The organism is Catalinimonas alkaloidigena (assembly GCF_900100765.1).
Classification (GTDB): domain Bacteria; phylum Bacteroidota; class Bacteroidia; order Cytophagales; family Flexibacteraceae; genus Mooreia; species Mooreia alkaloidigena.
In genome coordinates, this window is record NZ_FNFO01000003.1 from 24876 (window position 1) to 50372 (window position 25497).

The 25497-nt window shown below is 57.7% G+C and carries 24 protein-coding genes; 14 read left to right on the forward strand and 10 right to left on the reverse strand.

The genetic code is table 11. The features are described from left to right. Nucleotides 1-46 precede the first annotated feature (46 nt). Nucleotides 47-961: an aminotransferase class IV gene (locus tag BLR44_RS07320; protein ID WP_089680852.1), complete on the reverse strand. Its 915-nt coding sequence runs from the start codon at nt 959-961 to the stop codon at nt 47-49. Next, on the reverse strand, nt 945-1679 hold the full coding sequence (locus tag BLR44_RS07325; protein WP_089680854.1) for a sulfotransferase-like domain-containing protein: 735 nt from the start codon (nt 1677-1679) through the stop codon (nt 945-947). The genes BLR44_RS07320 and BLR44_RS07325 overlap by 17 nt, the downstream gene beginning before the upstream one ends. 220 nt (nt 1680-1899) lie before the next feature. On the opposite strand from BLR44_RS07325, the gene BLR44_RS07330 reads away from it, so the two are divergent. Then, nucleotides 1900-2316 carry a hypothetical protein gene (locus tag BLR44_RS07330; protein WP_089680856.1) on the forward strand — a complete coding sequence of 139 codons (417 nt, stop codon included), beginning with the start codon at nt 1900-1902 and terminating at the stop codon, nt 2314-2316. Nucleotides 2317-2348: 32 nt separating this feature from the next. Then, complete coding sequence (gene mnmH, locus BLR44_RS07335; protein ID WP_089680858.1) at nt 2349-3368, forward strand: tRNA 2-selenouridine(34) synthase MnmH; 1020 nt, start codon at nt 2349-2351, stop codon at nt 3366-3368. Nucleotides 3369-3409: 41 nt separating this feature from the next. On the opposite strand, the gene BLR44_RS07340 is transcribed toward mnmH, so the two are convergent. Next, the gene (locus tag BLR44_RS07340; RefSeq protein WP_089680860.1) at nt 3410-3748 is read right to left on the reverse strand and encodes a hypothetical protein; all 339 of its coding nucleotides are present in this window, start codon (nt 3746-3748) and stop codon (nt 3410-3412) included. Nucleotides 3749-3848: 100 nt separating this feature from the next. On the opposite strand from BLR44_RS07340, the gene selD reads away from it, so the two are divergent. Continuing rightward, nucleotides 3849-4883: a selenide, water dikinase SelD gene (gene selD / locus BLR44_RS07345; RefSeq protein WP_410493073.1), complete on the forward strand. Its 1035-nt coding sequence runs from the start codon at nt 3849-3851 to the stop codon at nt 4881-4883. Nucleotides 4884-4886: 3 nt separating this feature from the next. Here the strand turns inward: selD and BLR44_RS07350 are convergent, their stop codons facing one another. Then, nucleotides 4887-5099: a hypothetical protein gene (locus BLR44_RS07350; RefSeq protein WP_089680864.1), complete on the reverse strand. Its 213-nt coding sequence runs from the start codon at nt 5097-5099 to the stop codon at nt 4887-4889. 117 nt (nt 5100-5216) lie between these two features. Between BLR44_RS07350 and BLR44_RS07355 the strand changes: the two genes are divergently transcribed. Continuing rightward, a complete protein-coding gene (locus BLR44_RS07355; protein WP_089680866.1) occupies nt 5217-5585 on the forward strand; it encodes a DMT family protein in 369 nt (122 codons plus the stop codon). Between the two features lie 56 nt (nt 5586-5641). Here the strand turns inward: BLR44_RS07355 and BLR44_RS07360 are convergent, their stop codons facing one another. Both BLR44_RS07360 and BLR44_RS07365 read right to left on the reverse strand, forming a co-directional pair. Next, entirely contained in the window at nt 5642-6220 is a 579-nt protein-coding gene (locus tag BLR44_RS07360; protein WP_089680868.1) for a carboxymuconolactone decarboxylase family protein, read from the reverse strand. Nucleotides 6221-6343: 123 nt separating this feature from the next. After that, on the reverse strand, nt 6344-6889 hold the full coding sequence (locus tag BLR44_RS07365; RefSeq protein ID WP_089680870.1) for a peroxiredoxin: 546 nt from the start codon (nt 6887-6889) through the stop codon (nt 6344-6346). 121 nt (nt 6890-7010) lie between these two features. Here BLR44_RS07365 and BLR44_RS07370 point away from each other — a divergent pair, with 121 nt between their 5' ends. From BLR44_RS07370 to BLR44_RS07395, 6 genes are all read left to right on the forward strand, one after another. After that, on the forward strand, nt 7011-7946 hold the full coding sequence (locus BLR44_RS07370; RefSeq protein WP_089680872.1) for a hydrogen peroxide-inducible genes activator: 936 nt from the start codon (nt 7011-7013) through the stop codon (nt 7944-7946). Nucleotides 7947-7972: 26 nt separating this feature from the next. Next, entirely contained in the window at nt 7973-8971 is a 999-nt protein-coding gene (locus tag BLR44_RS07375; protein WP_089680874.1) for a glycosyltransferase family 2 protein, read from the forward strand. Next, the gene (locus tag BLR44_RS07380) at nt 8955-9878 is read left to right on the forward strand and encodes a lysylphosphatidylglycerol synthase transmembrane domain-containing protein (RefSeq protein WP_089680876.1); all 924 of its coding nucleotides are present in this window, start codon (nt 8955-8957) and stop codon (nt 9876-9878) included. Before BLR44_RS07375 ends, BLR44_RS07380 begins: the two co-directional genes overlap by 17 nt. Further along, complete coding sequence (locus BLR44_RS07385) at nt 9875-11491, forward strand: ArnT family glycosyltransferase (RefSeq protein ID WP_089680878.1); 1617 nt, start codon at nt 9875-9877, stop codon at nt 11489-11491. The genes BLR44_RS07380 and BLR44_RS07385 overlap by 4 nt, the downstream gene beginning before the upstream one ends. After that, nucleotides 11466-12599 (forward strand): glycerate kinase, encoded by a 1134-nt coding sequence (locus BLR44_RS07390; protein ID WP_089680880.1) that lies wholly within the window; start codon nt 11466-11468, stop codon nt 12597-12599. The genes BLR44_RS07385 and BLR44_RS07390 overlap by 26 nt, the downstream gene beginning before the upstream one ends. A gap of 74 nt (nt 12600-12673) precedes the next feature. After that, nucleotides 12674-13555: a phytanoyl-CoA dioxygenase family protein gene (locus BLR44_RS07395; RefSeq protein WP_218127033.1), complete on the forward strand. Its 882-nt coding sequence runs from the start codon at nt 12674-12676 to the stop codon at nt 13553-13555. Nucleotides 13556-13589: 34 nt separating this feature from the next. Here the strand turns inward: BLR44_RS07395 and BLR44_RS07400 are convergent, their stop codons facing one another. Beyond that, nucleotides 13590-14594, reverse strand: coding sequence for a beta-ketoacyl-ACP synthase III (locus tag BLR44_RS07400; protein WP_089680883.1), 1005 nt, complete (start codon nt 14592-14594; stop codon nt 13590-13592). Between the two features lie 216 nt (nt 14595-14810). On the opposite strand from BLR44_RS07400, the gene BLR44_RS07405 reads away from it, so the two are divergent. Next, complete coding sequence (locus BLR44_RS07405; protein WP_176955935.1) at nt 14811-15401, forward strand: phage tail protein; 591 nt, start codon at nt 14811-14813, stop codon at nt 15399-15401. Between the two features lies 1 nt (nt 15402). Here the strand turns inward: BLR44_RS07405 and BLR44_RS07410 are convergent, their stop codons facing one another. Both BLR44_RS07410 and ettA read right to left on the reverse strand, forming a co-directional pair. After that, nucleotides 15403-16170 (reverse strand): creatininase family protein, encoded by a 768-nt coding sequence (locus tag BLR44_RS07410; protein ID WP_089680887.1) that lies wholly within the window; start codon nt 16168-16170, stop codon nt 15403-15405. 264 nt (nt 16171-16434) lie between these two features. Then, the gene (ettA, locus tag BLR44_RS07415) at nt 16435-18099 is read right to left on the reverse strand and encodes an energy-dependent translational throttle protein EttA (RefSeq protein WP_089680888.1); all 1665 of its coding nucleotides are present in this window, start codon (nt 18097-18099) and stop codon (nt 16435-16437) included. A gap of 183 nt (nt 18100-18282) precedes the next feature. Between ettA and BLR44_RS07420 the strand changes: the two genes are divergently transcribed. Then, entirely contained in the window at nt 18283-19572 is a 1290-nt protein-coding gene (locus BLR44_RS07420) for a DUF349 domain-containing protein (RefSeq protein ID WP_089680890.1), read from the forward strand. Between the two features lie 8 nt (nt 19573-19580). Here BLR44_RS07420 and BLR44_RS07425 read toward each other — a convergent pair whose 3' ends face one another. Beyond that, complete coding sequence (locus BLR44_RS07425; RefSeq protein ID WP_410493074.1) at nt 19581-20825, reverse strand: ABC transporter permease; 1245 nt, start codon at nt 20823-20825, stop codon at nt 19581-19583. Nucleotides 20826-21035: 210 nt separating this feature from the next. On the opposite strand from BLR44_RS07425, the gene queA reads away from it, so the two are divergent. Beyond that, a complete protein-coding gene (queA, locus tag BLR44_RS07430; protein WP_089680894.1) occupies nt 21036-22085 on the forward strand; it encodes a tRNA preQ1(34) S-adenosylmethionine ribosyltransferase-isomerase QueA in 1050 nt (349 codons plus the stop codon). A gap of 452 nt (nt 22086-22537) precedes the next feature. After that, nucleotides 22538-25426 (forward strand): Kelch repeat-containing protein, encoded by a 2889-nt coding sequence (locus BLR44_RS07435; RefSeq protein ID WP_089680896.1) that lies wholly within the window; start codon nt 22538-22540, stop codon nt 25424-25426. The last annotated feature ends 71 nt before the right edge of the window (nt 25427-25497 follow it).

A 25497-nucleotide genomic window follows, 5' to 3' on the forward strand; every position in this document is an offset into this window, starting at 1 on the left:
TACGTACCGACCGGGCGAAGTGTTGAACGGGCGACTAGCCCGGAACTCAGCGCAACTGCTGCAAAAGCGGCTCGCAATAACGAGGCACGGCCGCCCGAAACGCCCGCCGCAACGTATCGCTGACAGAGCCTTCGGTGGGTTTTCCGATCGCGCGTCCGTCAATTTCCACCACCGGTGTCAGCTCGCCCATGGTGCCCGTGGCGAATACTTCGTCGGCCGTATAAAAATCGACCAGCGAAAGATTTTTCTCGACCTCCCTGATGCCCTCGGCCTGCGCCAGTTCCAACACCAGTCCACGCGTAATGCCCGGCAGACAGGCGTCGGCGTGCGGAGTGTACAGCGCGCCGTGTTTGACCATGAACAGGTTGGTATCGTTCAGTTCCGACACAAACCCGTCGTCGTCGAGCATGATGGCCGCATCCACCCCGCTGAAGTTGGCCTGGATTTTCGCCAGGATGTTGTTGAGCAGGTTGTTGTGGTGAATCTTGGAATCGAGGAACTGCGGTCCGTTCCGGCGAATCGACGAAGAAATGACGCGGATGCCGCTCTGGTTGTCGTACACGACCGGCTTCCATTCGGCCAGCACAATCAGGCAACTGCCCTTCTGATTCAGGCGCGGGTCCATGCCCGACGTGACCTTTTCGCCCCGCGTCAGCGTCATCCGGATGTGCGTTTCGTCCTGCATGCCGTTGGCTTCGAGGGTAGCGACCAGCGCTTTTTTAATGTCGTCGTGGCTGGGAATGTCGGCAAACGCCAGCGCTTTGGCCGAAGCCTGCAGCCGATCCAGGTGACGGCTCAGGCACATGATGCCCCCATTGTACACGCGCAGGCCTTCCCACACGGCGTCGCCGCCCTGCACGGAACTGTCGAAAACGGAAACTTTGGCTTCGGTGCGGGGCCACAGGCGGTCGCCCACCCACACTTGGATCTGTTCGTTTTTCGGATTAAACTTCTGGAGCATGTGTCGGTTTTAGGGAGTGTTCGAAAAGCTTCTCGTAAAAGGGCATCGCCGCTTCGTAAAGGGGCTCGCAATGCGCGGGCAGCGGGCGCGTGCTGGTCGGCTGGCTGGAAAAACCGGTCGACTGGTGTACGTTTTTGTACCAGTATTTGGCCCAGACGCCGTCTTCGGGCAGTGGACCGGCTTCCCACGAAAGCATTGCTTCGTCGAACGGAAGCTGGAGCGCCGCACAGAGTTGCGCGAGAATGTCCGCCGGGTTTTGCAACAAAATACCCGAATCGATTACCACCGGGGCATTGCCGGTTTGCCGTTCGATAATATTATACAACTGGCATTGGTAATCAACCCCGATGTCGCGCATGGTGGGTTGGGGCAACACGGCCGCAAACGAAGCGATCAGCTGCCGCGGATTGCGGATCAACAGCACGTTTTCCCATTCGGCTAGGAACGAAAGCTCCATCCGGATCAGGTGATGCGCCATGTTTTTGATGAACAGGTGCGGCGTCTGCTGGCTGGCCTCCTGCAGTTGTTTCACCACTGCCGACGCGTTTTTTTCCATCGTTTGCAGCACTTCGTCACGCCCCGGATGCTCTGCGCCGCTGCTTTGCAGGTAGTGAGCATAAAACGGTTCGTCGACCACCCGCATGTCGTGGCGCTGGGCAAACGAATACATCAGCGCCGTGGAAATGTTGCGCGGGCTGGAAATAAGGTTGATGATCATAGGTCAGACGGGATAGTGGCGTGAGATTAAAGGTGTATCCGCGCATTGGGCTTAAAGATACGTGCTTTGCACAATCTGTTGCCATGCGTGGCGGCGCATTTCTACCCGATTATTGCCGGGAAAATGATCGGTCCGGGCGTATGAGGCAATCGCTCCATGTGTGTTGCGGATTGCGTAACTTTCCCTCAATCGCTCATTCTTCCAACGTTGTTTCAGACCCATGCGTTATGTTCTTGCGAGTTGGCTGGCCCTAAGCCTCAGCGGCCTCTCCGTCCTGTCGGCACAAGTCGCCCCGCTCCAAATTCAGGCTTACGTGGACGATCGGCCCGTTGACCAACTGTCGATGGCCTTCGCCGCCGATACCCTCCCCCACACGCTCACTTTCAGCACCGCCGGAACCGATACCGCCGCGTACCGGGTCGTTTACGCCGAAATCGTGCTGGCCCGCGGCAGCAAAGGCCTCAGCAAGTTTAAGGGACCGCATCCCCTCGACGTACGGCGGATTCTTCGCAAAGCGCAGGCCGGTGATCGGCTGGTGATTGAAATCGCACGGGTGATGCATCGGCAGGACGGCCGCCTGGTCGCCGTTGCTCCGACCGCCTACCCGAAAGTGCTGAACCTGACCATCGCCGAGTAACGACTCCACACGATTGCCTAACTTTCGGGCGCATGGCAGCCCTCCCGATCTCCGATTTTCTGACCCGCGCCGGAACCCTTCCTGTGCTCGACGTGCGCACACCCGCCGAGTTTGCGCAAGGGCACATTCCCGGGGCGTGCAACCTGCCGTTGTTCAGCAACGAAGAGCGGGCGCAGGTAGGCACGACCTACAAACAAATCGGCCGAGAAGAAGCCTTTCTGCAAGGACTTGACCTGGTCGGTCCGAAGATGCGCGCCCTGGTAGAGGCAGGGCAACAACTGGCGCCACAACGGCGCGTGCTGATGCATTGCTGGCGGGGCGGGATGCGCAGCGGCAGTGTGGCGTGGCTCCTGCAAACGGCCGGTTTCCAGGTCGATACGCTGGTGGGCGGTTACAAAGCATACCGCCACGAGGTGTTAGAGGCCTTCGCACGTCCGGCACGGTTGCTGGTGCTGGCGGGCGAAACGGGTAGCGGCAAAACGGCGATTCTTCGAGCACTGGCCGAGCGCGGCGAACAGGTGATTGACCTGGAACACCTGGCTCATCACCGTGGCTCTGCGTTCGGGGGCATCGGGCTTCCCGCTCAACCCACCACGGAGCAGTTTCAGAATGCGTTGCACGCAACCTGGGCCACCTTCGATCGTGCGCGGCGGGTCTGGCTCGAAGACGAATCGTTCAGCATCGGGCAGGTGCAGCTGCCGCATCCGCTGTGGCAGCAGATGAAAGCGGCCCACGTTGTTCAGGTGCAGGTGCCCCGCCACGCCCGGGTGCAGCGGCTGGTAGCCGAATACGGTTCGCTGGAACGCGACGCTCTGGCGCACGCCATTCTCACAATTCAGAAGCGGCTGGGGGGGCAACACGTCGCCGCAACGCTGGACGCACTCCGTGCCGGACGCCTGGACGAGGTCGCCGAGCGTTTGCTGGTGTACTACGACAAAAGCTATCAGATCGGACTGCAACGACGCCAGGCACAAGCCACCACCCCGGTTGCCTGCACCACGGGCGATCCGGTTCGTAATGCGCAGCAGATTTTGCAGACGCTGGACGCCTGACCTCAGCCGAGCGTACCGCGCAGGCGCTGGATGTTCAGGTGTCATTCCATCGAGTAAGGAAATCGGTAGTGCCGCGTGAACGCTTCGTGTTGCCGAATAACCTCCCGACTGAACGCTTCCGCCTCCGCGTGGCCCGCCGCTTTCCAAAGCAGCGCTTTTTCCACCTGCAAATCCAGCAGGTAGCTAATCGCCTCCAATGTACGCCGGTCGTCGGGATCGACCTCCCCCTCTGCCATCTTCCGCAGCAGTGCCCCATCGGTCGCGGCGTCGATGGCCGCCAGCGCTTCGTCCGTTTTTCCTTCTTTGATCAGCCCCATGACCCGCGCCAGCACAAGGGCCAGTTGTTGAATGAGTCGTCCTATGTAATCCTGAACCGGCATTGCTATCAATTTATAAACTGACTACCAAGAAGATACCAACCAACAACCTGCGCCATTGCGGCCGGTTTCTGAACAAAAAACGACTACTTTTACTGCCATGATGACCGACCAAATCCGTCTTACGCAATACAGCCACGGCGCGGGCTGCGGCTGCAAAATTGCGCCCAGTGTGCTGGAAAAAATGCTGGCCAGCACCGATCCTGGTTTTCACGACCCGCGCTTGTTGGTGGGCAACCAGACGAAAGACGACGCCGCCGTGTACGCGTTGGACAACGGAGAGGCCATCATCAGCACGACCGACTTTTTTATGCCGATTGTCGACGACCCATTCGACTTCGGACAGATCGCCTCGGTCAATGCCATTTCGGATGTGTACGCGATGGGCGGCACGCCCCTGCTGGCCATTGCCATCTTGGGGTGGCCGGTCAACAAGCTCGCGCCCGAAGTGGCGCAGCAAGTACTGGAGGGCAGCCGCGCCGCCTGCCGCCGGGCAGGCATTGCACTGGCAGGCGGCCATAGCATCGACGCCCCGGAACCGATTTTCGGGCTGGCGGTGACGGGACGCGTGGCCGTCGAACACCTGAAACGTAACGACACGGCCACGCCCGGCTGCAAGTTGTTTCTGACCAAACCACTCGGTGTCGGCATTCTGACCACCGCCCAGAAAAAGGGCCTGGTGCGTCCTGACGATCTGGAACTGGCCCGCCAGAGCATGTTGCAGTTGAACGACCTCGGGGCGGCGTTGGGTGCGCTTCCCTACGTCAAGGCCATGACCGACGTGACGGGATTCGGGCTGTTGGGCCATTTGTCGGAAATTTGCGAAGGCAGCGGCGTAAGTGCCGTTATCGACAGCCGCCGGGTGCCGCGCCTGCCGGTGGTCGATCATTATATCGCACAGGGCAGCCTACCGGGCGGGACCCACCGCAACTGGGACAGCTACGGCCACCTCATCAGTCCGTTGACACCCGAGCAAAAAGCGCTGCTGTGCGACCCGCAAACCAGCGGTGGTCTGCTGGTGGTGGTGGACGAAGCCCACGCAGCGGCGTTTGTGACGTTGGCGCAGGAAAAAGGCTTTGCACTGGAAGCATTCGGGGAGACGCGTCCTCCGCAGACACCACTCGTCACCGTCCAGTAATCGTCAGGGGATTTCTCCTAATCGCCCGACCACAAAGGCGACTACCGCGATCAACAGCCCCACCGCCCCTATCAGGTAGAGGGTTTGCCACCAATGGTTCCACCGTTGTTTCCGGTAACGGCGGTAGTGCAGTTGCATCAGTTCATCGTACTGACGTTTGCGGTGCGCATCGGCAGCCGCGGGTGTCCGGGCGGGATCTGCAGGGGAAAGTGCCATCGCGGAAAGTGACGTCTGGTAACGGGACAGAAGGTAAAAAATAGTCTTCGCTCTCCACAACCAGCAAGGCCAAACGGTCGATTTTTAGGATAAATTCGCGGGCATGTTCCCGATCCGATGAAATCCTTTCTTACCATCTTCCTTCTGCTCTGTTCCAACACGTTTATGACGCTGGCCTGGTACGGCCACCTGCGGTTCAAGGACCTGAAGTGGTTCGAGCACCTGGGATTGGTAGGGATTGTGCTGGTCAGCTGGGGCATTGCCCTGTTCGAATACTGCTTCCAGGTGCCCGCCAACCGCATCGGCTTCCGGGAAAACGGCGGGCCGTTCTCGCTGATGCAACTCAAGGTGATTCAGGAAGTCATCACGCTGACGGTATTCGTCGTCTTCTCGCTGCTCTTCTTCAAAACCGAAACATTCCGCTGGAACCACGCCGTCGGGTTCGTGTTTCTGGTACTGGCCGTCTATTTCATCTTCCGGAAATAAAAAAGCGGCTCCTGAACCAGAAACCGCTTGGGGAATAGCTCAAAACGTGTCGTCGTCTAGTAAATGATTTTATCCAGGCTGGTGACGACCGAAGCCAGGCGAATGGCATCGAAGATGCGCTCTTCGGTGGCGCCCAGTTCTAGCAACGAGGCTTCGTGCGCGTTGACGCACATTTCGCATCCGTTGGCCGCCGATACGGCTAGGCTGATCAGCTCGAAAAACTCTTTGCCCAGCACGGGCTTCATCATGATCGTCATTTTGATGCGACCCGGCAGCTGCTGGTACTTTTCTTTTTTAATGAAATGGCGGAAACGGTAAAACACGTTGTTGCTCGCCAGCAGCGAAGCGCACGCCACTGCTTCGCCCAGTTCGGCTTCGGTAGCGTCCAGCGCGCGCGCACGCTCGGTGAAGAAATGTTGCAACACGGCGTTTTTCGCGTTGGCCGCAATCGACACGGCCAGCAGTGCGGCTTCTTTCTCGGTCAGGTGATCGGTCACCAGCACGTTCTTCAGGTTGACGCGCAGGTCTTTCAGATAGCGCGAGCCGCCTTCGACCAGCTGGTTCAGCGAAGGCGTGGTATAGTTGTCGGCCAGTTGAAGATCCGACAACAGGTCCAATTTAATTTCTTCAGTCATAGGGGTTTAGAAAACGGCAGCGTGTAGGAAGGCAGCCCTTTGCCACACAGAAAAAGTGTGCGTTGCTGTGCAGACCGGCGCTTCCTCCCTACCCTCTGCCGTCATGAACAGTAAGCGAATCGGTTAAGCGACCAGGGTCTCTTGTCCTTTTTCCCAGTTACAAGGGCACAGTTCGTCGGTTTGCAGGGCGTCCAGCACGCGGATCACCTCTTTCACGTTACGGCCTACGTTCAGGTCGTTGACCGATACCCAACGGATGATGCCGTCCGGGTCGATGATGAACGTAGCACGATACGCCACTTTTTCGTTGGGTTCCAGAATGCCCATGTCTTCGGCCAGCGACTTCGACGTGTCGGCCAGCATCGGGAATCTCAGATCACGCAGGTCGTCGTGATCTTTCCGCCACGCCAGGTGCACATATTCTGAATCGGTCGATGCGCCGATCAGTTGGGTGTCACGGTCGCGGAAGTCAGCGTACGCCTTGTTAAACTCAGCGATTTCGGTAGGGCACACAAACGTGAAGTCTTTGGGCCACCAGAACAGAACCGTCCATTGGTTCTCGTCATTTTTAAAGCTCTCGGAAGAGATCTCTGCGAATTCTTTTCCCTTTTCGAGGGAAACAACAGCCGTTTTACGGAAAGCGGGAACGGGGGTTCCTACAGTAAGCATAAGTACTACTACGTTAAATAAGAGTTGTTGTAATCGGTGGGAAGGCAAAAGTAGAGGGGCCTTCTTCATAGACCAAATTGATATTATTTATATTGCAATTCAGTTTAGCTATAACTTATCTATGCATTTTACCTTCACTCAGCTGGAGTACATTGTGGCTGTAGACACACACCGACACTTTGTGACGGCGGCGGAACGGTGCCACGTCACCCAGCCGACGCTGAGCATGCAGATCAAAAAGCTGGAAGAACAGCTGGGCGTAGTACTGTTTGACCGGACGCGCCAGCCGGTGGTGCCGACCGACGCCGGACGCGCCATCATCGCCCAGGCCCGCAACATTTTGCGCGAGGTCGAGAAGATCGAGGAGATCATTCAGGAGGTAAAAAGCGTGTTGTCCGGCGAATTGCGCCTGGGCATCATCCCCACCCTGGCCCCCTACCTGCTGCCGCGCTTCGTCGGCACCTTTACCCGTGCATATCCGCAGGTCCACCTTCAGGTACGCGAACTGCTGACGGAAGACATCGTCGCGCAGCTCCGCACCGATCAATTAGACGCCGGACTGGCCGTAACGCCCCTGCAGGAGCCGAGCATTCTGGAACGGCCGCTGTTTTATGAGGACCTGCTGCTGTACGTACACCCTGACCACCCGCTGGCGCAACAGCCGGGCATCGAAGCCCACGAAGTGCCGCAGGAAGACCTCTGGCTGCTGGCCGAAGGCCACTGCTTCCGTAACCAGACCCTCAACCTATGCGGCCACACGGGCGCCGGGGCCGAAATGTTCAGCTACGAAAGCGGATCGCTGGAAACGCTGCGCAAGATGGTCGACACCGAGGGGGGCAGCACCCTGTTGCCCGAACTCGCCGCCCTGGAAGTCCCGGAACGCCAGCGCTACCGCCTAAAGGAAATCACGCCCCGCCCCGTACGCGAAGTCAGCCTGATCTACAGCCGGAATTTTGCCAAAGAGCGGCTGCTCACCCGCCTGACCGAGATCATCCGCCAGGCCGTGCCGGCCGACCTACTGGACGAAGCGCGGGGCACGGTGGTACGGGTACGCTGACCAGAAGCGTGTATATTTGCGCCACTATGGAGCCGCGCGTTAGTCCCTTCTATCCCGTCGCCGAGCCGGAGGCTGAACCCCTGCTTTCGCTCGTCGTGACCTTGTACAACGAAGAAGAAAACATTCGTCCGCTGCTGGAGCGCATCCACGCCAGCCTGGAAGGCTACACGTACGAGGTAATTCTGGTGGACGACGGCTCGACCGATGACACGGTGGCCGCCGTGAAACGCCACGCCGACGAACGGGTGCGGCTGCTGATTTTCAACCGGAACTACGGGCAGACAACGGCCATGGCTGCCGGCATTGACGAAGCCACGGGCCGCTACGTGGTGACCCTGGACGGCGACCTGCAGAACGATCCCGCCGACATTCCGGCCATGCTGGAGAAACTGGAGGCCGGGAGTTGGGACGTGGTGGCCGGGCGGCGCGCCAACCGGCAGGACAAAACGTTCAGCCGGAAAATTCCCAGCCGCATCGCCAACTTCATCATCCGTCGCATGACGGGCGTTCACATCAACGACTACGGCTGTTCGCTGAAGATTTTCAAACGCGACATCGCCCAGGGCATGGGGCTCTACGGCGAACTCCACCGCTTCATTCCGGTGCTGGCCGCGCTGCAAGGCGCTCGCATCACACAGATGGACGTCCACCATCACCCGCGCCTGCACGGCAAATCCAAATACGGCATCGGCCGCACGGGCCGGGTCATCAGTGACATGCTGCTGATGGCCTTCTTTCAAAAATACCTGCAACGGCCCATGCACCTGTTTGGGCCGGTAGGGTTGGGCGCCATCGCCATCGGGCTGCTGATCAACTTTTATCTGCTGATCGTCAAGCTGCTCGGTAACGACATCTGGGGGCGACCACTCCTGCTGTTGGGCGTCATGCTTTTTCTGGGGGGCATTCAGATCCTGACCATCGGGATTGTGGCAGAACTCATCATGCGTACCTATTTTGAATCACAACACAAAAAAACCTACCGCATCCGGGAGGTTTTCCGGGGGCAACGTGGGCAAACGCCTTAAAGGACTTTTCAAAGTCGCGCTTTCGCTGGGATTGCTGGTGGTCGTCTTCCGGAAGATCGACGCCCGCACGGCCTGGCAGTTGGTGCAGGACGCCCACCCGCTCTGGCTGCTGGTGGCGCTGGTGCTGTTCAACGGCTCCAAGTTGGTCGCGGCGTTTCGGTTACGTCGGTTGTTTGCCGCCGTCGGGCTGCCGCTGTCAGCGGGATACAACCTGCGTCTCTACTACGTCGGCCTGTTTTACAACTTGCTGCTGCCGGGCGGCATCGGGGGCGACGGCTACAAAATTTTTGTACTGCGTCGCAAATTTCAGTTTCGCACCAAGCCGCTGGTCGCCGCTTCGTTTGTAGACCGCCTGAGTGGGCTGGTGGCACTGGTGGTGCTGGCGCTGCTTTTTCTGACGTTGTTGCACGATCACGCGGCGCTGGCCGCGTGGCGTTGGCTGTTTGTCGCGGGACTGGTGCTGGCCTATCCGGCCTATTACCTGGGCTTGCGATGGCTGTTTCCGGCGACGCTCCCGGCGTTTCACCGCACCAACCTCGATTCGCTGGGCGTGCAGGGGTTGCAGGTGCTGTGTGCACTGGCGTTGCTGATGGCGCTGCACGTGCCACATCAGTTCCTGGAATACACAGTCTTGTTCCTGCTTTCGTCGGTCGTGGCGGTGCTGCCGTTCACCATCGGTGGCGTAGGGGCGCGCGAGCTGGTGTTTATTGCGGGCAACCACTACCTGGGCATTGAACAAGACCGTGCGGTGGTGTTCAGCCTGCTGTTTTTTCTGATTACGGCGTTGAGTTCGCTGGTGGGCATTTTCGTTGCCCTGCCCGATGCCCCGACGTTGCAGGAGGCCGAAGCGGCGCCCGACGAAGAGGAACCAACCGAAGTTGACGCAAATTTTCAATCGAATTTATGATGGGATTCCGCGATACCGAAGAACGAAACATCGTACTGCTCAGCGTGGTGCTGCTTTTCCCGGCATTGCTGATTCACCTGGGGTACCTGCCCCTGAACTTTCCGACCGACGAGCCTCGCCGTGCGTTGGTGGCCCTGGAAATGATCCTGTCGGGCGACTACCTCACGCCCACGCTGAATGGTGAGCTTTACTTCAACAAGCCGCCGCTCTACAACTGGATCATCGCGGCGTCGTTTCTCCTGCACGGCGATTTTTCGATGTGGGCGTTGCGTCTGCCGGTGGTTATCTCCCTGATCCTGTTCGGGTTCACGACCTTTTGGTTCGTGCGGCGCTACATCAACGCCACGGTGGCGTTTCTCAGCGCCGCCGCCACGGTCACCTGTGCCCGCTTTCTGTTCTACGACTCTTTTCTCGGCCTCATCGACACCACCTTTGCGTGGCTGGTCTACGTCAACTTCATGCTGGTTTACCATTTCCGACAGAAAAACCAGTGGTATGCGCTCTTTGTCGTGACGTACCTCATCACAGCCGTGACGTACCTGATGAAAGGCCTGCCTTCGCTGGTGTTTCAGGGAACGACCCTGCTGGCGTACCTGAGCTACCGCCGCGAGTTCAAAAGGCTGTTTTCCCTGCCTCACATCGTGGGCGGACTCCTCTTTCTGGCGATTGTCGGGACGTATTACGTAGCCTACTTCACCCGCAACGCCATTCCGCTGGAAGAAGTCTTTTCGACGATCTGGACGGAGAGCTCCAAACGCACAGGACTGAAATTCGGGGTCTGGCCGGTGATTCTGCACCTTTTTACCTTCCCCTTCGAAGTATTTTACCACTTCGCACCCTGGCTGCTGCTGTTGCTGCCGTTGTTCCGCCGTGACTTCTGGAGGCAGCTGAAGGCCCATCCGTTCGTGTTTTACAACGCGCTGGTGTTTGCTGCCAACATCATCGTTTACTGGACGTCGCCGCAGGTCTACATGCGCTACCTGTTTATGTTCATGCCGCCGCTGTTCACCGTGACGGCCTACTTCTATTATGAGCACACGCCGCTGACGAACTGGCGACGCAAAACGGTCGAGTGGGTGCTACTGGCGGCGGGTGTTTTGCTCTGCCTGGGTTGCGCCGCGCTCCCCTTCCTGGAAGTGACGCGCCATGTGCCCTACCCGTTTCTGAAAGCCGGTGCCTGTTTCGTGGCGATGTGTGTGCTGATGTACCTGTATTACACACGCACGACTCATCGACTGGCGTGGTTCGTACCGTTTCTGCTCGTGGTGCGCATCGCGTTTAACTGGTTTGTGTTGCCGCCGCGTCAGTACGGCGTTCAAGAATACGTGCGTCACGACCTGGCCCTGGCCGAAATGACCCAAGGAAGGCGGGTGTGGCTCTATGGCGTCCCCGACATGTCGGACCCTGATTCGTTTTACATGGCTTCGCGCCGGGGCGAGGTGTTGTCGTATGCCCAAGAAGTAAAGCCCGGCGAATTATACCTGGTGCCCCGAACGCGCCTGGACGAACATCCGTACCGGGAATTGTATCGTATGCCGATCTACAGCCGCGATACCTTAGTACTGGTCACGCTCGATCCTCCGCTTTATGAAGATTCTGCTAGCGCCCGATAAGTTCAAAGGAGCCCTTTCTGCCCAGGGCGTCTGCGATGCCCTGACGGAAGGCATTCGCCTGGCCGCTCCGGAGGCCGAGGTGGTGGCACTACCCCTCGCCGACGGCGGCGAAGGGACCGCGGCACTGCTGACCCAGCACAGCCAGGGCACAACCGAGACTGTCACGGTCCACGATCCGTTGTTTCGGCCGATTGCCGCGACCTACGGTCTTTCGGGCGACGGCCAGACGGCTTACCTCGAAATGGCGCAGGCGTCGGGATGGGCGCTGTTGGAGGCACACGAACGCGACTGCCTGCACACGACGACCCTGGGCACCGGCGAGCTGATCCGGGCCGCGCTGGAACGCGGCGCTAAAAAAATCATTCTGGGCATTGGGGGCAGCGCTACGAACGATCTGGGCATCGGCATGGCCTCGGCGTTGGGCTACCGGTTTTACGACGCCGACATGCGTGACGTCAAGCCGATCGGGGCCAACCTGGCGTACATCCGGCGCATCGACACTCGCGAGCTGATTTTCGATCCGAACGAGATTTCGGTTCAGGTTGCCTGCGACGTCGACAATCCGCTGTTCGGTCCTCAGGGCGCCGCTTACGTGTATGCGCCGCAAAAGGGCGCTTCTCCCGAAGCGGTTGCGCAATTGGACGAAGGCTTACGTCACCTGTCCGTCGTTCTTCAGCAACAACTGGGAACGGATGTGGCCGATCTTCCGGGGGCAGGTGCGGCCGGCGGGCTGGGCGGTGGTGCGGTGGCTTTTCTGGGGGCGCAACTCGTGCCGGGTGCCACCCTGGTCATGCAGCAAACCCACTTTCTGCAACACCTCGCGGGTGTGGATCTGGTCATCACGGGCGAAGGCAAACTCGACGCCCAAACGGCTCAGGGCAAAGTGGTGAGTCAGGTGGCGGCCGCGGCACGGGCGCAGAACATTCCGGTGGCGGCGGTCTGCGGTACGCTCGAGGCGACGCCCGCCGCACTGCGGCAGATGGGCCTCACGTTCGCCAGTTCGGTCCTCACCGCCCCTATGACGTTGGAAGAGGCACTCCCCCGCACGCGCGACGACGTGATGCACTGGGCATTTCAGCTGGTAAATTTGTTTATTGCGGCCAACTAACTATGGGACTTGAAAATTTTCTTCGTGGCCTGAAACTCACCTATGTTCTTCACAATTTCTTGAACCGCAGGAAGTTGAAAGAAGCGCAGGCCGCTTACCGGAAGTACGGACTCAAGAAGTCGGTCTACACGCCGGTATCGCATCAGGAGATCAAGAAACAGGCGATTTCTGAGGAGGCGCCCTGGCTCGACCAGCCCAACGCGACGGAGCGACTGTTATCCCAAGCGTATTTCCAGCAATTGCCTGCCGCCTGGCAGGACGCCGTGCGCCAGTGGCCCGAGCGGGGTTACCTGATTCTGAAGGGTCTCTTTTCGGCAGAGGAGGTGGAAACCATCAACCGCGAGATCGACCGGCTGGTCCACGAACAGAAAGCTGAATGGCGGTACGTGAACAAGATCATGTTTGCCGTGCGGCAGTCGAAGGCCGTGCGGGACATCGTCCACAAACCCGAACTGGAAGCACTGCTCGGTTTTCTGCTGGGCAAGCCGGTCAAGCTGTTCCAGAGCATCAATTTCTTGAAGGGGAGCCAGCAGTCGGCGCACTCGGATTCCATTCACATGACTACCTATCCGCTGGGCTATATGATTGCGGCCTGGATTGCCCTGGAAGACATCGATCCCGGCAGTGGCCCGCTGTTTTACTACCCGGGCAGTCACCGCCTGCCCTACGTGCTCAACGAGGATTTCGACCACGGCGGCAACTATTTTCTGATTGGAGAGCAGGCGTACGCACGCTACGAAGCGGCCATCAAGTCGGTGCTGGAAAAGCAGAATTTACCTCAGGAAACGTTCCTGGCTCAAAAAGGTGATGTATTGCTGTGGCACGCCAACCTGTTGCACGGCGGCAGTCCGGTCCTCGATCCGCAGCGTACCCGCAAAAGTATGGTGCTGCACTACTTCGCCGAGGGCGTCATTTGTTACCACGAAATTACGCAACGCCCCGCCTTACAGGAATAGTTGCGGACGTGCCTCGGCTAAAAGTACGCTATGCTCAGTTCTGGCGCGCGTCGTAGGCCCATTTCAGGTAGATGGAACCCCAGGTGAAGCCCCCACCAAATGCCGCCAGAATCAGGTTATCGCCTTTTTTGAACGTGGTTTCCCAGTCCCACAGGCAGAGTGGAATGGTGCCCCCGGTGGTGTTGCCGTAACGGTCGATGTTGACCAGCACCTTGCTCATGTCGACCCCCATCCGCTCGGCGGTAGCTTTGATGATACGCTGGTTGGCCTGATGCGGCACCAGGTAGGCCACGTCGTCGCTGCTGAGGCCGTGGCGTACCATCATTTGCTCGGCGGCATCGGCCATGCGGGTAACGGCGTGTTTGAAAACCGCCCGCCCGTCTTGCTTAAAGTACTGGTCACCCCGCCGTACCGACTCTTCAGTCATGGGATGGGCTGAGCCGCCGCCCCGTAGAAAAATAAGGTCTTTCCCCGAAGCATCAGTCCGCAGAATAGCATCGATTACCCCCAGGCCTTCGTCGTTGGGTTCCAGCAACACCGCACCCGCGCCATCACCGAAAATCACACACGTTTCCCGGTCCTGGTAGTTGATGGTGGCCGACATTTTGTCCGCGCCAATCACCACCACTTTCTTGTATAAGCCCGAGCGGATGTAGTTCGCGCCCGTTTCCAATGCGTAGATAAAGCCGGAACAAGCCGCCAGCATGTCGAAGCTCAGGGCATTTTTAGCACCGACGGCCTCGCATACCAGATTGGCCGTACAGGGGAACAGCATGTCGGGCGAAATGGTCGCGCAAATCACCGCGTCGATCTCAGCGGGGTCGAGGTTGCGCTTCTGGCACAACTCTTCTACGGCTTTTGTGGCCATCACCGACGTTCCCTGCCCTTCGCCTTTCAGAATACGTCGCTCACGAATGCCCGTCCGCGTACGAATCCATTCGTCGTTCGTGTCGACCAGTTTCTCCAGTTCTTGATTCGTCAGGCGATACGGGGGAACCCAACCTCCCACTGCCGTTATGGCGGCGCCAATTGTGGCCATCGATTTGGTTTTCAGCTTAAAAATTTGAATTCGGGCGGAAAGCTACGAAATGGCCCCTACATATACCGCATGTCGTAGGGGGGCTTGCTTTTATCTTGTATTTTTGACGGCGTGTGAATAGCCTTTATCTTAGGCGGAATTTTACTTCGTTTCTGATCAATGAGATCCTTTAAAAATCTCTTTTGTGTTGCGTTGGTTGTGATGGCTACCGCGTGTGTGTCTTCAAAACGGCTGATCAACCAGCTCAGCATTCCGCCGGGTACGCTGGTGGCTTTTGCCGGACACGAGTCGGCCATTCCGGAAGGGTGGCTTCTGTGCAACGGACGGTACCTGAGCGTGGACGACGAGCGGTTTCAGAACCTGTTCACGGCCATTGGTTACACCTGGGGGGGCAACCGCGAAAAAGGCTTCCGGTTACCTGACCTGGACGGTTACTTCCTGCGGGGCGTGACGGTCGACACCACCCGCGACTACGGCCTGGCCGAACGCTTCAAGGTAGGGGAAGATGGAGAGAAAATCGATGCTTCGGGGGTGGGTTCGTACCAGCTCGATGCTACGGCGCTGCCCCGCTCCCGGGTTTTTCTGGGAGGAACGTCCACGGCGGGCAGCCACTCGCATGCGGAACAGGAGAGCCGCTTTCCGAATCCGGACGAGTACGGTACGCTGGCGTCGGGCGGGGTGCCGAGCAAACGCCGCGTCAACACGAGCGAATCGGGCAATCACGTGCACAGTGTGTTCATCAACCGGGGCGGCGACCGCGAAACCCGGCCCGCCAACGTAGCGGTCTACTACATCATCAAGATGTAGATCAGCCGTAGAGTTCGTCGACGGAGTGGCGCGACAGTTCTACCAGAAAGCGCCCGACGTGCTGGGTGACCGCTTCCAGGTAGCGTCGGCCCTTGTCGGCCGTGGCTTCGGCCGGATTGCCCGTTCCGGTGTCGACGGTGGCTTTGCTCCACTCGCGCTGGGCCCAGGCCCACCCTTTCCGGAATCCTTCCAGCTTCAACGTTTTGAACGCACCGCTGCCCGCTTCCGACAGGTCGAGCACCAAATCGGGTTGGATGTGCATCATCACACTGGTTTCCATTTCGTCGGCGTGGTCGCCCGGATGCTGAAAGTATCCGTCGCGCGGCTCCACTTTGAACCAGTTGATCAGGCAAAGAAACACGTCCGGAAACTGAGGTTGCAACTCGCGCAGCATCTGCTTGAAATCGTTGCCCCCGTGTCCGTTCAGCACCACAAATCTGGAGATGCCCGCCCGCTGCACGACGTCGATCAAATCGCGCAGGATGATCAGTTGCGTGCTGGGGTTCAGGTTCAGGTCCAGCTTGATGTCCAACTGGCCGGTATTGACGCCAAACGGGATGGTCGGCAGTGCGACCGCCTTCACTCCCTGCTCCCACGCCTGCCGGCATGCCTCCGCCGCAATGTAGTCGCATTGGTAGTTGTCGGTTGCGTAGGGCATGTGGTAATTATGGGCTTCGGTGGCCCCCCAGGGCAATACAGCGACCTGATAGTCAGTTTGCTGAACGGCTTTCCAGTTGGTTTCGGCCAGGACGTACGGGCGTGGTGACATGAAGTTGGGAGGTTGCGAAAGTTAAAAAGTTGAGAAGGTTGTCTCTAAACGAATGTGCGGTGTCATCAGAAAACATGATTCACCTAAGAGCCTCTGTTGCAGGACCGTCTTCATCCAGTTGTTAAGCTCATGCGCTTGCCGTTTGGGAAACTCCTATTGGATACGCAGGCTTGCTCAATCCTGAGCTTGTCAGGATACCAACCGAAAACGGGTCTCTTCATCTATTAAAACTCCACCTTCTCAACGTTTCCACCTTCTGATGATCTAAACCAGTTTTTTGTAGCGAATCCGCTTCGGGCCTTCGTCGCCGAGGCGCTGGCGGCGGCTTTCTTCGTAGTCGGTGTAGTTGCCCTCGAAGTAGTACACCTGCGAGTTGCCTTCGAACGCCAGGATGTGCGTCGCGATGCGATCGAGGAACCACCGGTCGTGCGAAATGACCACGGCGCAGCCACCGAAGTTTTCCAGGGCTTCTTCCAGCGCCCGGAGGGTGTTCACGTCCAGGTCGTTGGTCGGTTCATCGAGTAGAATCAGGTTCGCGCCTTGCTTCAGCATCATCGCCAGGTGCACGCGGTTGCGCTCACCACCCGACAGCGTGCCGACTTTCTTCTCCTGATCGGCACCGGTAAAGTTGAAGCGACTGACGTACGCGCGGGCGTTGACCATGCGGCCGCCCAGCATCATCTGGTCGGTTCCGCCCGAAATGGTTTCGAAGACCGATTTGTTGGCTTCGAGCTGATCGTGCTCCTGATCGACGTAGGCCATTTCGACCGTGGTGCCCACTTCGAAATCGCCGGCGTCAGGTTTTTCCTGCCCCGTAATGAGTTTAAAGAGCGTGGTTTTCCCCGCGCCGTTCGGTCCGATCACCCCCACAATGCCGCCCGGAGGCAGCGCAAACGTCAGGTCTTCGAACAGCAGACGGTCGCCGTAGGCTTTGGACACGCCTTTGGCCTCGATGACTTTGGTCCCCAGCCGCGGCCCCGGCGGAATGAACAGTTCCAGTTTCTCTTCTCGCTGACGCGCCTCTTCGCCCACCATCTTCTCGTAAGCGCTCAGGCGGGCTTTCGACTTGGCCTGGCGGGCTTTGGGTGCCATGCGTACCCATTCCAGCTCGCGCTCCAGCGTCTTCTGCCGTTTCGATTCCGACTTTTCTTCCTGCGCCAGGCGCTGCTGTTTCTGTTCCAGCCACGACGAATAGTTGCCTTTCCACGGAATGCCCTCGCCCCGATCCAGTTCCAGAATCCACCCCGCCACGTTGTCGAGGAAGTAGCGGTCGTGCGTTACGGCGATTACCGTGCCTTTGTACAGCTGCAAGTGTTGCTCCAGCCAGTGGACCGATTCGGCATCAAGGTGGTTGGTCGGTTCGTCGAGCAGCAGCACATCCGGTTCCTGCAACAGGAGGCGGCACAGGGCCACACGACGTTTTTCCCCACCCGACAGGTTGCCGATCACCGCGTCGGCGGGCGGGCAGCGCAGCGCGTCCATCGCTTTTTCCAGCTTGGTGTCCAGTTCCCAGGCGTTGTGCCGCTCCAGTTTGTCCTGCACTTCGGCCTGGCGGGCCATCAGCTTCTCGAAATCGGCATCCGGTTCGGCAAACTGCATGTTGATGGCTTCGAACTCCTTCAGCAGGCTGACCACTTCCTGCACGCCCTCTTCTACCACCTCGCGGACGGTCTTGGTCGGGTCCAGTTCGGGCTCCTGTTCCAGCATGCCGATCGAATAGCCCGACGAGAAGGCCACTTCGCCCTGGTAGTCTTTGTCTTTACCGGCGATGATGCGCAACAGCGACGACTTTCCGGAGCCGTTCAGACCGATCACCCCGATTTTTGCTCCGTAGAAAAACGACAGGTATATATTTTTAAGGACTTGCTTCTTGGGAGGATGAATTTTGTTCACCCCGTTCATAGAAAATATGATGGTTTCGCTGCTCATGGTTTCTGGGATCTATTCGTAGCAAATATGCCGAAAAAAGTTTGCTCCGTTTTTTTATCGAAAATAGTTAAACTTGCGAACAGGTCATGAAAAGGGATAAGTCCGCCCAGAGAACAGGGCATTCTAGTCGATGCGCTCATCGCCCTTTTACGGAAGAGTTTTGATCACCCATTTTTACAGGTCATGCAGGATGCGAGCGAATACGGGTTCGTACGAGACGGTAATGTGTATTTAAAAGCTTCTGAGCGCTTTCCGGAGCGGGTCGTGGGCGAGGTGAAAGAGTCGGAAGAAGCTTCTATCGAGTATTTTGTGCAGCGTTACGAGCAGCTCCACCAGAAACTGGAGGCGTTGTTTGCGGACATTGAGCGGGCGCAGAACAAGGGGTCGTACCTGATGAAGCTGCTCCACCTACGCGAACAACTCGCCTCGTACGACGCCATCGGCGACTTTGAAGCGCTGGCGAACCAACTCGAAGCCAAAGAGCAGGAAATCCGGGCGGGCATCGAACAGAACCGGATCAAAAATCTGGAGATCAAACGTGCGCTGTTGCAAGAAGCCGAGTTGCTGAAAGAAAGCACCGACTGGAAAGAGACGGCCGAGAAGATGAAGGAGCTCAAAACGCGCTGGCTGAAGACCGGTGCCGTACAGAAAGAGCACCACGATACACTGGAAGGGCAGTTTGAAACGTCTTTGAATTACTTTTTCGAGCGCCGCAAAGCCTTTTTCGAAGACCGCCGGCAACTGACCGAAGAGCGCATCGGCCGCTACGAAGAGCTGATTCAGAAGGCCGAAGCCCTGCGCAACAACGGCGCACCAACCTCGCAGTTGCAAAACAGCTTGCGTGCGCTGCACGACGAATGGAAAAGCGTGGGCGGCATTCCGAAAGCCAAATCGGCGGAACTGTGGTCGAGCTTCAAGAAGATCAGCGACGATATTTTCCGGAAAACCAAGCGCGACAAAGGCGGTAACAAGCGAATGGCGCGCGATAAATTTTTGCAGACCAACCTGGACATCAAACGCCAGCTCTGCAAAGAAGCGACCGAACTGAGCGCACTGGAGTTGCCGCAGGCCATCGAGCGCGCCAAAACGCTTCAGGCCCACTGGAAAAACACCGGGCCGATTCCGGCCGAATACCGTCAGGAACTGAACGAGACCTTTGCGACCGCCTGCGACCGGGTGTTTGAAGAAAGTTACCTGCTGCGCGTGACGCAGGCCCGTAATCCTAACTTCCGTGCCAAGTCGGCGACCGAACAGGTTTCGCTGAAGATTTCGGTGCTTTACGACCTGATTCGCAAGGACGAGTCCGAGCTGCTGACGTTCGAAGAAAACTTTCAGAACATCAACGTAACGGACCAAAGCCAACCGATGAACAAATTGTTGCAGGCGAAACTGCGCTCCAACCAGCGCAAACTGCGCATCAAGCAGACGCTCCTTCAGGAACTGAAGGAAGAAAAGCAGAAGCTGAAGGATTAGTCCAACGCTTAGCTGGACCGGATGGCTTCTACGGGATTCATCATCGAGGCGATGATGGCCGGCACAATGCCCGACAGCACGCCGATGACCGTCGAGATGGCCAGCCCGACGATGATGTTCTTGACCGTCAGCACCACGTTCAGCGAGCCGAGCGGAATAAACGTCAGCAGAAACACCAGCAGCAGACCGGTCAGCCCTCCGATGATGCTCAGCAGAATCGCCTCGAACAGAAACTGGAACAGGATAAAGTAGTTTTTAGCGCCCAGTGCTTTTTGGATGCCGATCAGGTTGGTACGCTCCCGCACCGAGACGAACATGATGTTGGCAATGCCGAAGCCCCCCACCAAAATGGAGAACAATCCGATGACGGTGCCCGTCAGAGTCACCACACTGAAAATGCTGGTGATCTGGTTGGCGACCATTTCGGGACGGTTCAGCGCAAAATCATCTTCCTGACGGGGTTTCAGGCCCCGGGCCGCCCGCATCAGCCCTTGTAGTTCGCCCTCCAGGCCCATCAGGTCTTGGTCCTCTTCCCTTCCTTTGACGGCAATTACGAGCGATCCGCGAATGCTCGACGCAAAAAACTTGCTGAACACCGGCAACGGAATCAGGCAGTTGTTGTCTACACTGGGGGCGTCCAGCAGGTTGCTACCCTGCCGTTCCATCACCCCGACGACCGTAAACGGCAGGCTTTTGATCTTGATGGTCTGCCCGATGGGGTCGCGCCCACCGAATAAATTCTCGGCGATTTCGGCCCCGATGATGGCCACCGGGCGTCCCCGTTCGGTTTCCTGATAGCTAAAATAACGTCCCGACTCGATGGGCACGCTCGACACTTTGTTGAACTCGTAAGTGATGCCTTCCAGGTTGGCGTCGCTGATGCTGTTGTTGCGGTAGCGAATGGTTTGCCCGCCCTGGTCTGAAAAAACGGCTAGTCCGTTGTGGCTTTCCAGGTGCGTTTGCAAAAAGCGAAAATCCTGCATATCCGGTTCGGGCCGGTTTACGTATTTCCACCAGGGGTAATTAGGACCGAACGACCAGGGCCATTTTTGCACGTAGATCACATCGTCGCCCAGAAAGGCTACGCTCTCCCGAATGCCGCGTTCCAGGGAATCGACCAGGGTGTATACCGCAATGATGGAGAAGATGCCGATCGTTACGCCCAGCAGCGACAGTGTGGTACGCAACAGATTGGAACGAAGGGCCTGGGCCGCGAATCGAAAGCTTTCCCAGGTGAGTTTGAACAGTTTCAGCATCCGCAAACAAGTTAATAAAGTAAAGGTAAGGGGGTCACACGTATAGAAAAATTCATTTTCGGACAAAGGGGCTCAGGAATAGCCTGGCGGTTGCTAAGGCGGAAGTACGAAAAAGCTAAACTTAGGAAAAGACACATTTGTAGTGGTTTACGTAATTTAGCGGCCCTATTAATACCCGACCCTTATAGCCTGCCTGAAATTCATTGTATGAAATTATCTCAATTCAAGTTTGACCTGCCGCCTGAGCTCATCGCGCAGCACCCTACCGATAACCGCGATGAATCGCGTCTGATGGTGGTTCACCGTGATACCGGCAAAATCGAACACCGTATTTTCAAAGATGTACTCGATTATTTCGACGAAGGCGACGTCTTCGTGGTGAACGATACGCAGGTGTTTCCGGCACGGCTCTACGGGCGCAAGGAGAAAACGGGTGCCAAAATTGAGGTATTCCTGCTACGCGAATTGAATGCCTCGGCGCATTTGTGGGACGTGCTGGTCGATCCGGCGCGTAAAATCCGCGTGGGCAATAAGCTGTATTTCGGCGACGGCGAACTGGTGGCGGAAGTGATCGATAACACGACTTCGCGCGGGCGAACCATCCGGTTCCTCTACGACGGCGACGAGAAGGACTTCCACAAGATGATCGATACGCTGGGCGAAACGCCTCTGCTGAAGGAGTACATCAACCGGGATGTCACCAAGAACGACCGCGAACGGTACCAAACCATTTTCGCCAAAAACAAGGGGGCCGTGGCAGCGCCTACGGCGGGGATGCACTTTACGCCACAGCTCATCAAGCGGCTGGCCATCAAAGGCATCGACATTGTTCCGATCACCCTGCACATTGGGTTGGGTACGTTCCGCGAAGTAGACGTAGAAGACCTGACCAAGCACAAGACCGATTCGGAAAACTTTGTGGTGACCGACCAAACGGCCGACATGGTGAATACCGCGCTTGACGAAAAGAGACGCATTTGTGCGATCGGGACCACCTCGATGCGCGCGCTGGAATCGTCGGTTTCGGCTAACAATCGCCTAAAGGCGAACCAGGGCTGGACCGACCGGTTTATCTTCCCTCCGTACGATTTTAAAATTGCCAACGCGCTGGTGACCAACTTCCAGTTGCCGCAGTCAACGCTGCTGATGCTGGCCTGCGCGTTCGGTGGGTACGACCTGATCATGAACGCGTACGAAGTAGCCATCAAAGAACGGTATCGGTTCTTCAGCTACGGCGACGCCATGCTGATCGTCTGATACGATTCCTACTATAGTTTTTCCCTAACCCGCTTAACCGCGGGTTTTTTTATATCGGGATACTCCTATTTTTTGGTCGGTACATAAACGCACCGCAACGACCCGTCCCTCTGCTGAACGCATCTCACTAAATCTTGGATTTTACCCTCAAAAAGGCTTCGGCTTTTAGTTATTTCGTACTTTCACCGCCGAGGAAACCTACCACCTGTTGAGTGTATGTTACTCGCTGTCAGTCGCTAACCATGCTACAGTTGCCTGTCAGCAGCGTAACCTACCGAACCTGTTTTGTCACGATACTTTGCCGTGCGCGCGAGCTTTTTCTTTTCGATTGCGTAAAAAGATAAAGACCCGCCTGCTCACAGCCGGAGTACGGGCTTCCTCGATGTGTGCAATCATGAGCTACTATTCTTGTTCAGGAACGACTATCGATTTATCACGCTAACTGATTTACTATGTCTTTTTTAAACTATTTCCGCCAGACGAAGAAGCGCGGGTACGGCCTGAAGGCAGGCACTGTTCTTCTTCTCTGCGCACTCTCTTTTCCAGGGGTAAGCCAGACTACTTCGGGCTGGACCCGACTTCCGGATGCACCCCAGGCCCGTACCGAAGGCATTGGGGTCTTTTACCAGAATAAGCTGTATTACTTCAACGGCTTTAGCCAGGGCAACACCATCATCCATTCGGGCACCCGGTACGATCTGGCGACCGACACCTGGACGCCTCTTCCGGCCATGCCTTTGTTGCCCAGTGGCGAGCGGTCGTCGGTCACCCATTCCGGTTTTACGCTGGTCGACGACGTGGTCTGGCTGGTCGGTGGGCGTATTGGCAGCAACCCCGGGCCTGTTACGGATCTGGTGTGGAAGTATCACATTACTGAGGCTCGATGGGAAGCGGGGCCTGCCCTGCCCCAACCCACGGGCGGCGGCGGCCTGGCACGGGTCGGCAATGAACTGCACTACATCGGCGGGTTTGACGCTTCGGCGCTTTGCGATGTGTCCTACCACTTTGTTTTCGATCTGACGCGCCCCGAAAAAGGATGGCAGGACCGCACAAGCACCTCACCCCTGCCCAACCCGCGTAACCACTTCGGGACGGTGGTATTGGAAGGAAAGATTTACACCATCGGCGGGCAGAAGGGACACGACAAAGATCCATCCGGCTCTTGCCAGAGCGGCTACGACATCTGGGATGTGCACGTGTACGATCCTGTGACCGATCGGTGGAAAGAACTGGCACCTTTTAAACGAAACGACTCTCACATCGAGACGAGCAGCTTTGCGCTGGACGGCAAGATCTACACCTTCGGAGGCCAACGTTGGGGCTACGAAGTGCACAGCTACGACCCGGCAACCGACCGCTGGAGTACTTTGAAAGAATATGAGATGCCCGAGCGTCTGCTCGATCCGGTAGCACGGGTGATCGGCAATAAGCTTCTGCTGACCATGGGCGGTGCACCCAGCAGCGACCTGCCTACCAGCCGGACCTGGGTACGCGATTTCGAGCGCACACCGGTACGCAAACTAGGATTCGCGCCGGGACAACTGGCCCTTTCGCTGGAAAGCGGTCAAAGCAAATCGGTGACCGCAGTGTTACACAACACCGCTGAAGCCGTCACGTACACCCTGCGCACCGACGCCTGGCCAACGTGGCTTAAGGCGAATCCGACTAAGGGTACTGCACAAGCTTCTGACGAAGCCGTCACCTTTACGGTCGATGCCCAAGGGTTAGCCGCAGGCACCTACACAGTTCCATGCACGGCCGAAGCTTCGGGCTATACGTCTGCCACCCTGACCCTTACCGTAACGGTGAAGCCTGCCACTACTAATCAGGTTCCGGTGGCCGATGCCGGTCCCGACCAAACGGTTTCGGATGCAGACCGCGATGGTGTGGAAGCCGTGACGCTCGACGGATCGGCGTCTTCTGACCCGGACGGGAATCAGACCATCAGCAGTTACAGCTGGCGCGAAGGAGGCCAACAGATTGCCTCTGGCAAAACCGGTACTGTTTCGCTGGCGGTGGGCGTGCACCAGATTACGTTGCTCGTTACCGATCAACAGGGCGCTCAATCGACCGACCAAGTTACCATTGACGTACGGGCGGTGGCACCTGCTCCCCCGCCAACTTCGACAGCCCTCTGGCTGGAGGCCGAGTGTGCTGAGGTGGGCGATGCCTGGCGCATCAAAAGCAGCATAGACGCATCGAACCGGGGCATCGTCACGCGAAAAGGGCGCTACGGCCACTGGCCTTCAGACGAGGCGGCCGATCGGGTGCGCTTCAACTTCAGTGTGAACAGCTCGGGCACCTACCATATTTTCGGTCGGATTCGGGCCATGACCAGCAACCGGAACTCGTTCTGGGTTCGCGTCGACGACGGCGACTGGCGGTTGTGGGAAATGCCAGTTAATAAGGAATACGACTGGTACGAAAAAGACGGCGGCGCGGTGCGCCTCTCGGCCGGTGCTCATACAATTGACATTGGCTACCGGGAACCGAATACCAACCTGGATAAGCTTTACATTTCTACCAGCGACGCAGCGCCGTCGGGTCTGGGTGGAACGGCCCCGGCCTGCGGGACTCCTCCTTCCACCGAAGAGCCGGAGTTGGTCTGGCTGGAAGCCGAATGCGGCGACGTAGGAACACAGTGGCAAACAGGCACTTCGTCGGAGGCGTCGCAGGGGGTCTACCTCTTCTCTTCCACGTACGGTTTTCTGCCCAGCGGACAGGCATCGCGCCGGGTTCGTTTTACCTGGGAGGTCTCGGAAGAAGGCACTTACTATCTGTTTGGCCGGGTTTTGTCGCTCAGTGCCAACCGAAACTCGTTCTGGATTCGGGTCAACGAAGGGCGATGGGAAAAATGGGGACTCCCGCACAACGACGAGTTTCAGTGGGTAGAACAGGGGCGCGTCGCTTTGCAAGCTGGTGAAAACACGCTGGACATCGAATATCGCGAGCCGTATACTTATTTAGACAAGTTGTGTGTTTCGAGTAGTGCTGCTACACCGACCGGTTTGGGTCAAGAGGGGGACTGCGCTACCGACGTCGACGTACGGCAGCCCACGTTGCCCCCGGCAACTGCCCAGCCCGGGGTGATGGCAGCTTCGCTGTTTCCAAATCCAGCACAACGTACTACGTCGCTGATCCTGTCTGAACTCCTCCCCGAGGTGCCGGTATCTATCCAGGTGGTTGACGCTCTGGGACGGGTGTGGTTCGTGCAGCAGCTTGTGCCCGAGGGCGATGCGCTGGAGTACGAGTTAGCCACAGAAGCCCTACCCACGGGTCTGTACACGATTCAGATTTCGCAGGGAGAGCAACAGCACCTGCAGAAACTGGTCAAAGAGTAAACAGGAATCGTACCGTAGCCCTTCCTTTGTGAGCGTTTCATGGAGGAAGGGCTTTTTCTTGATTTGCCGAA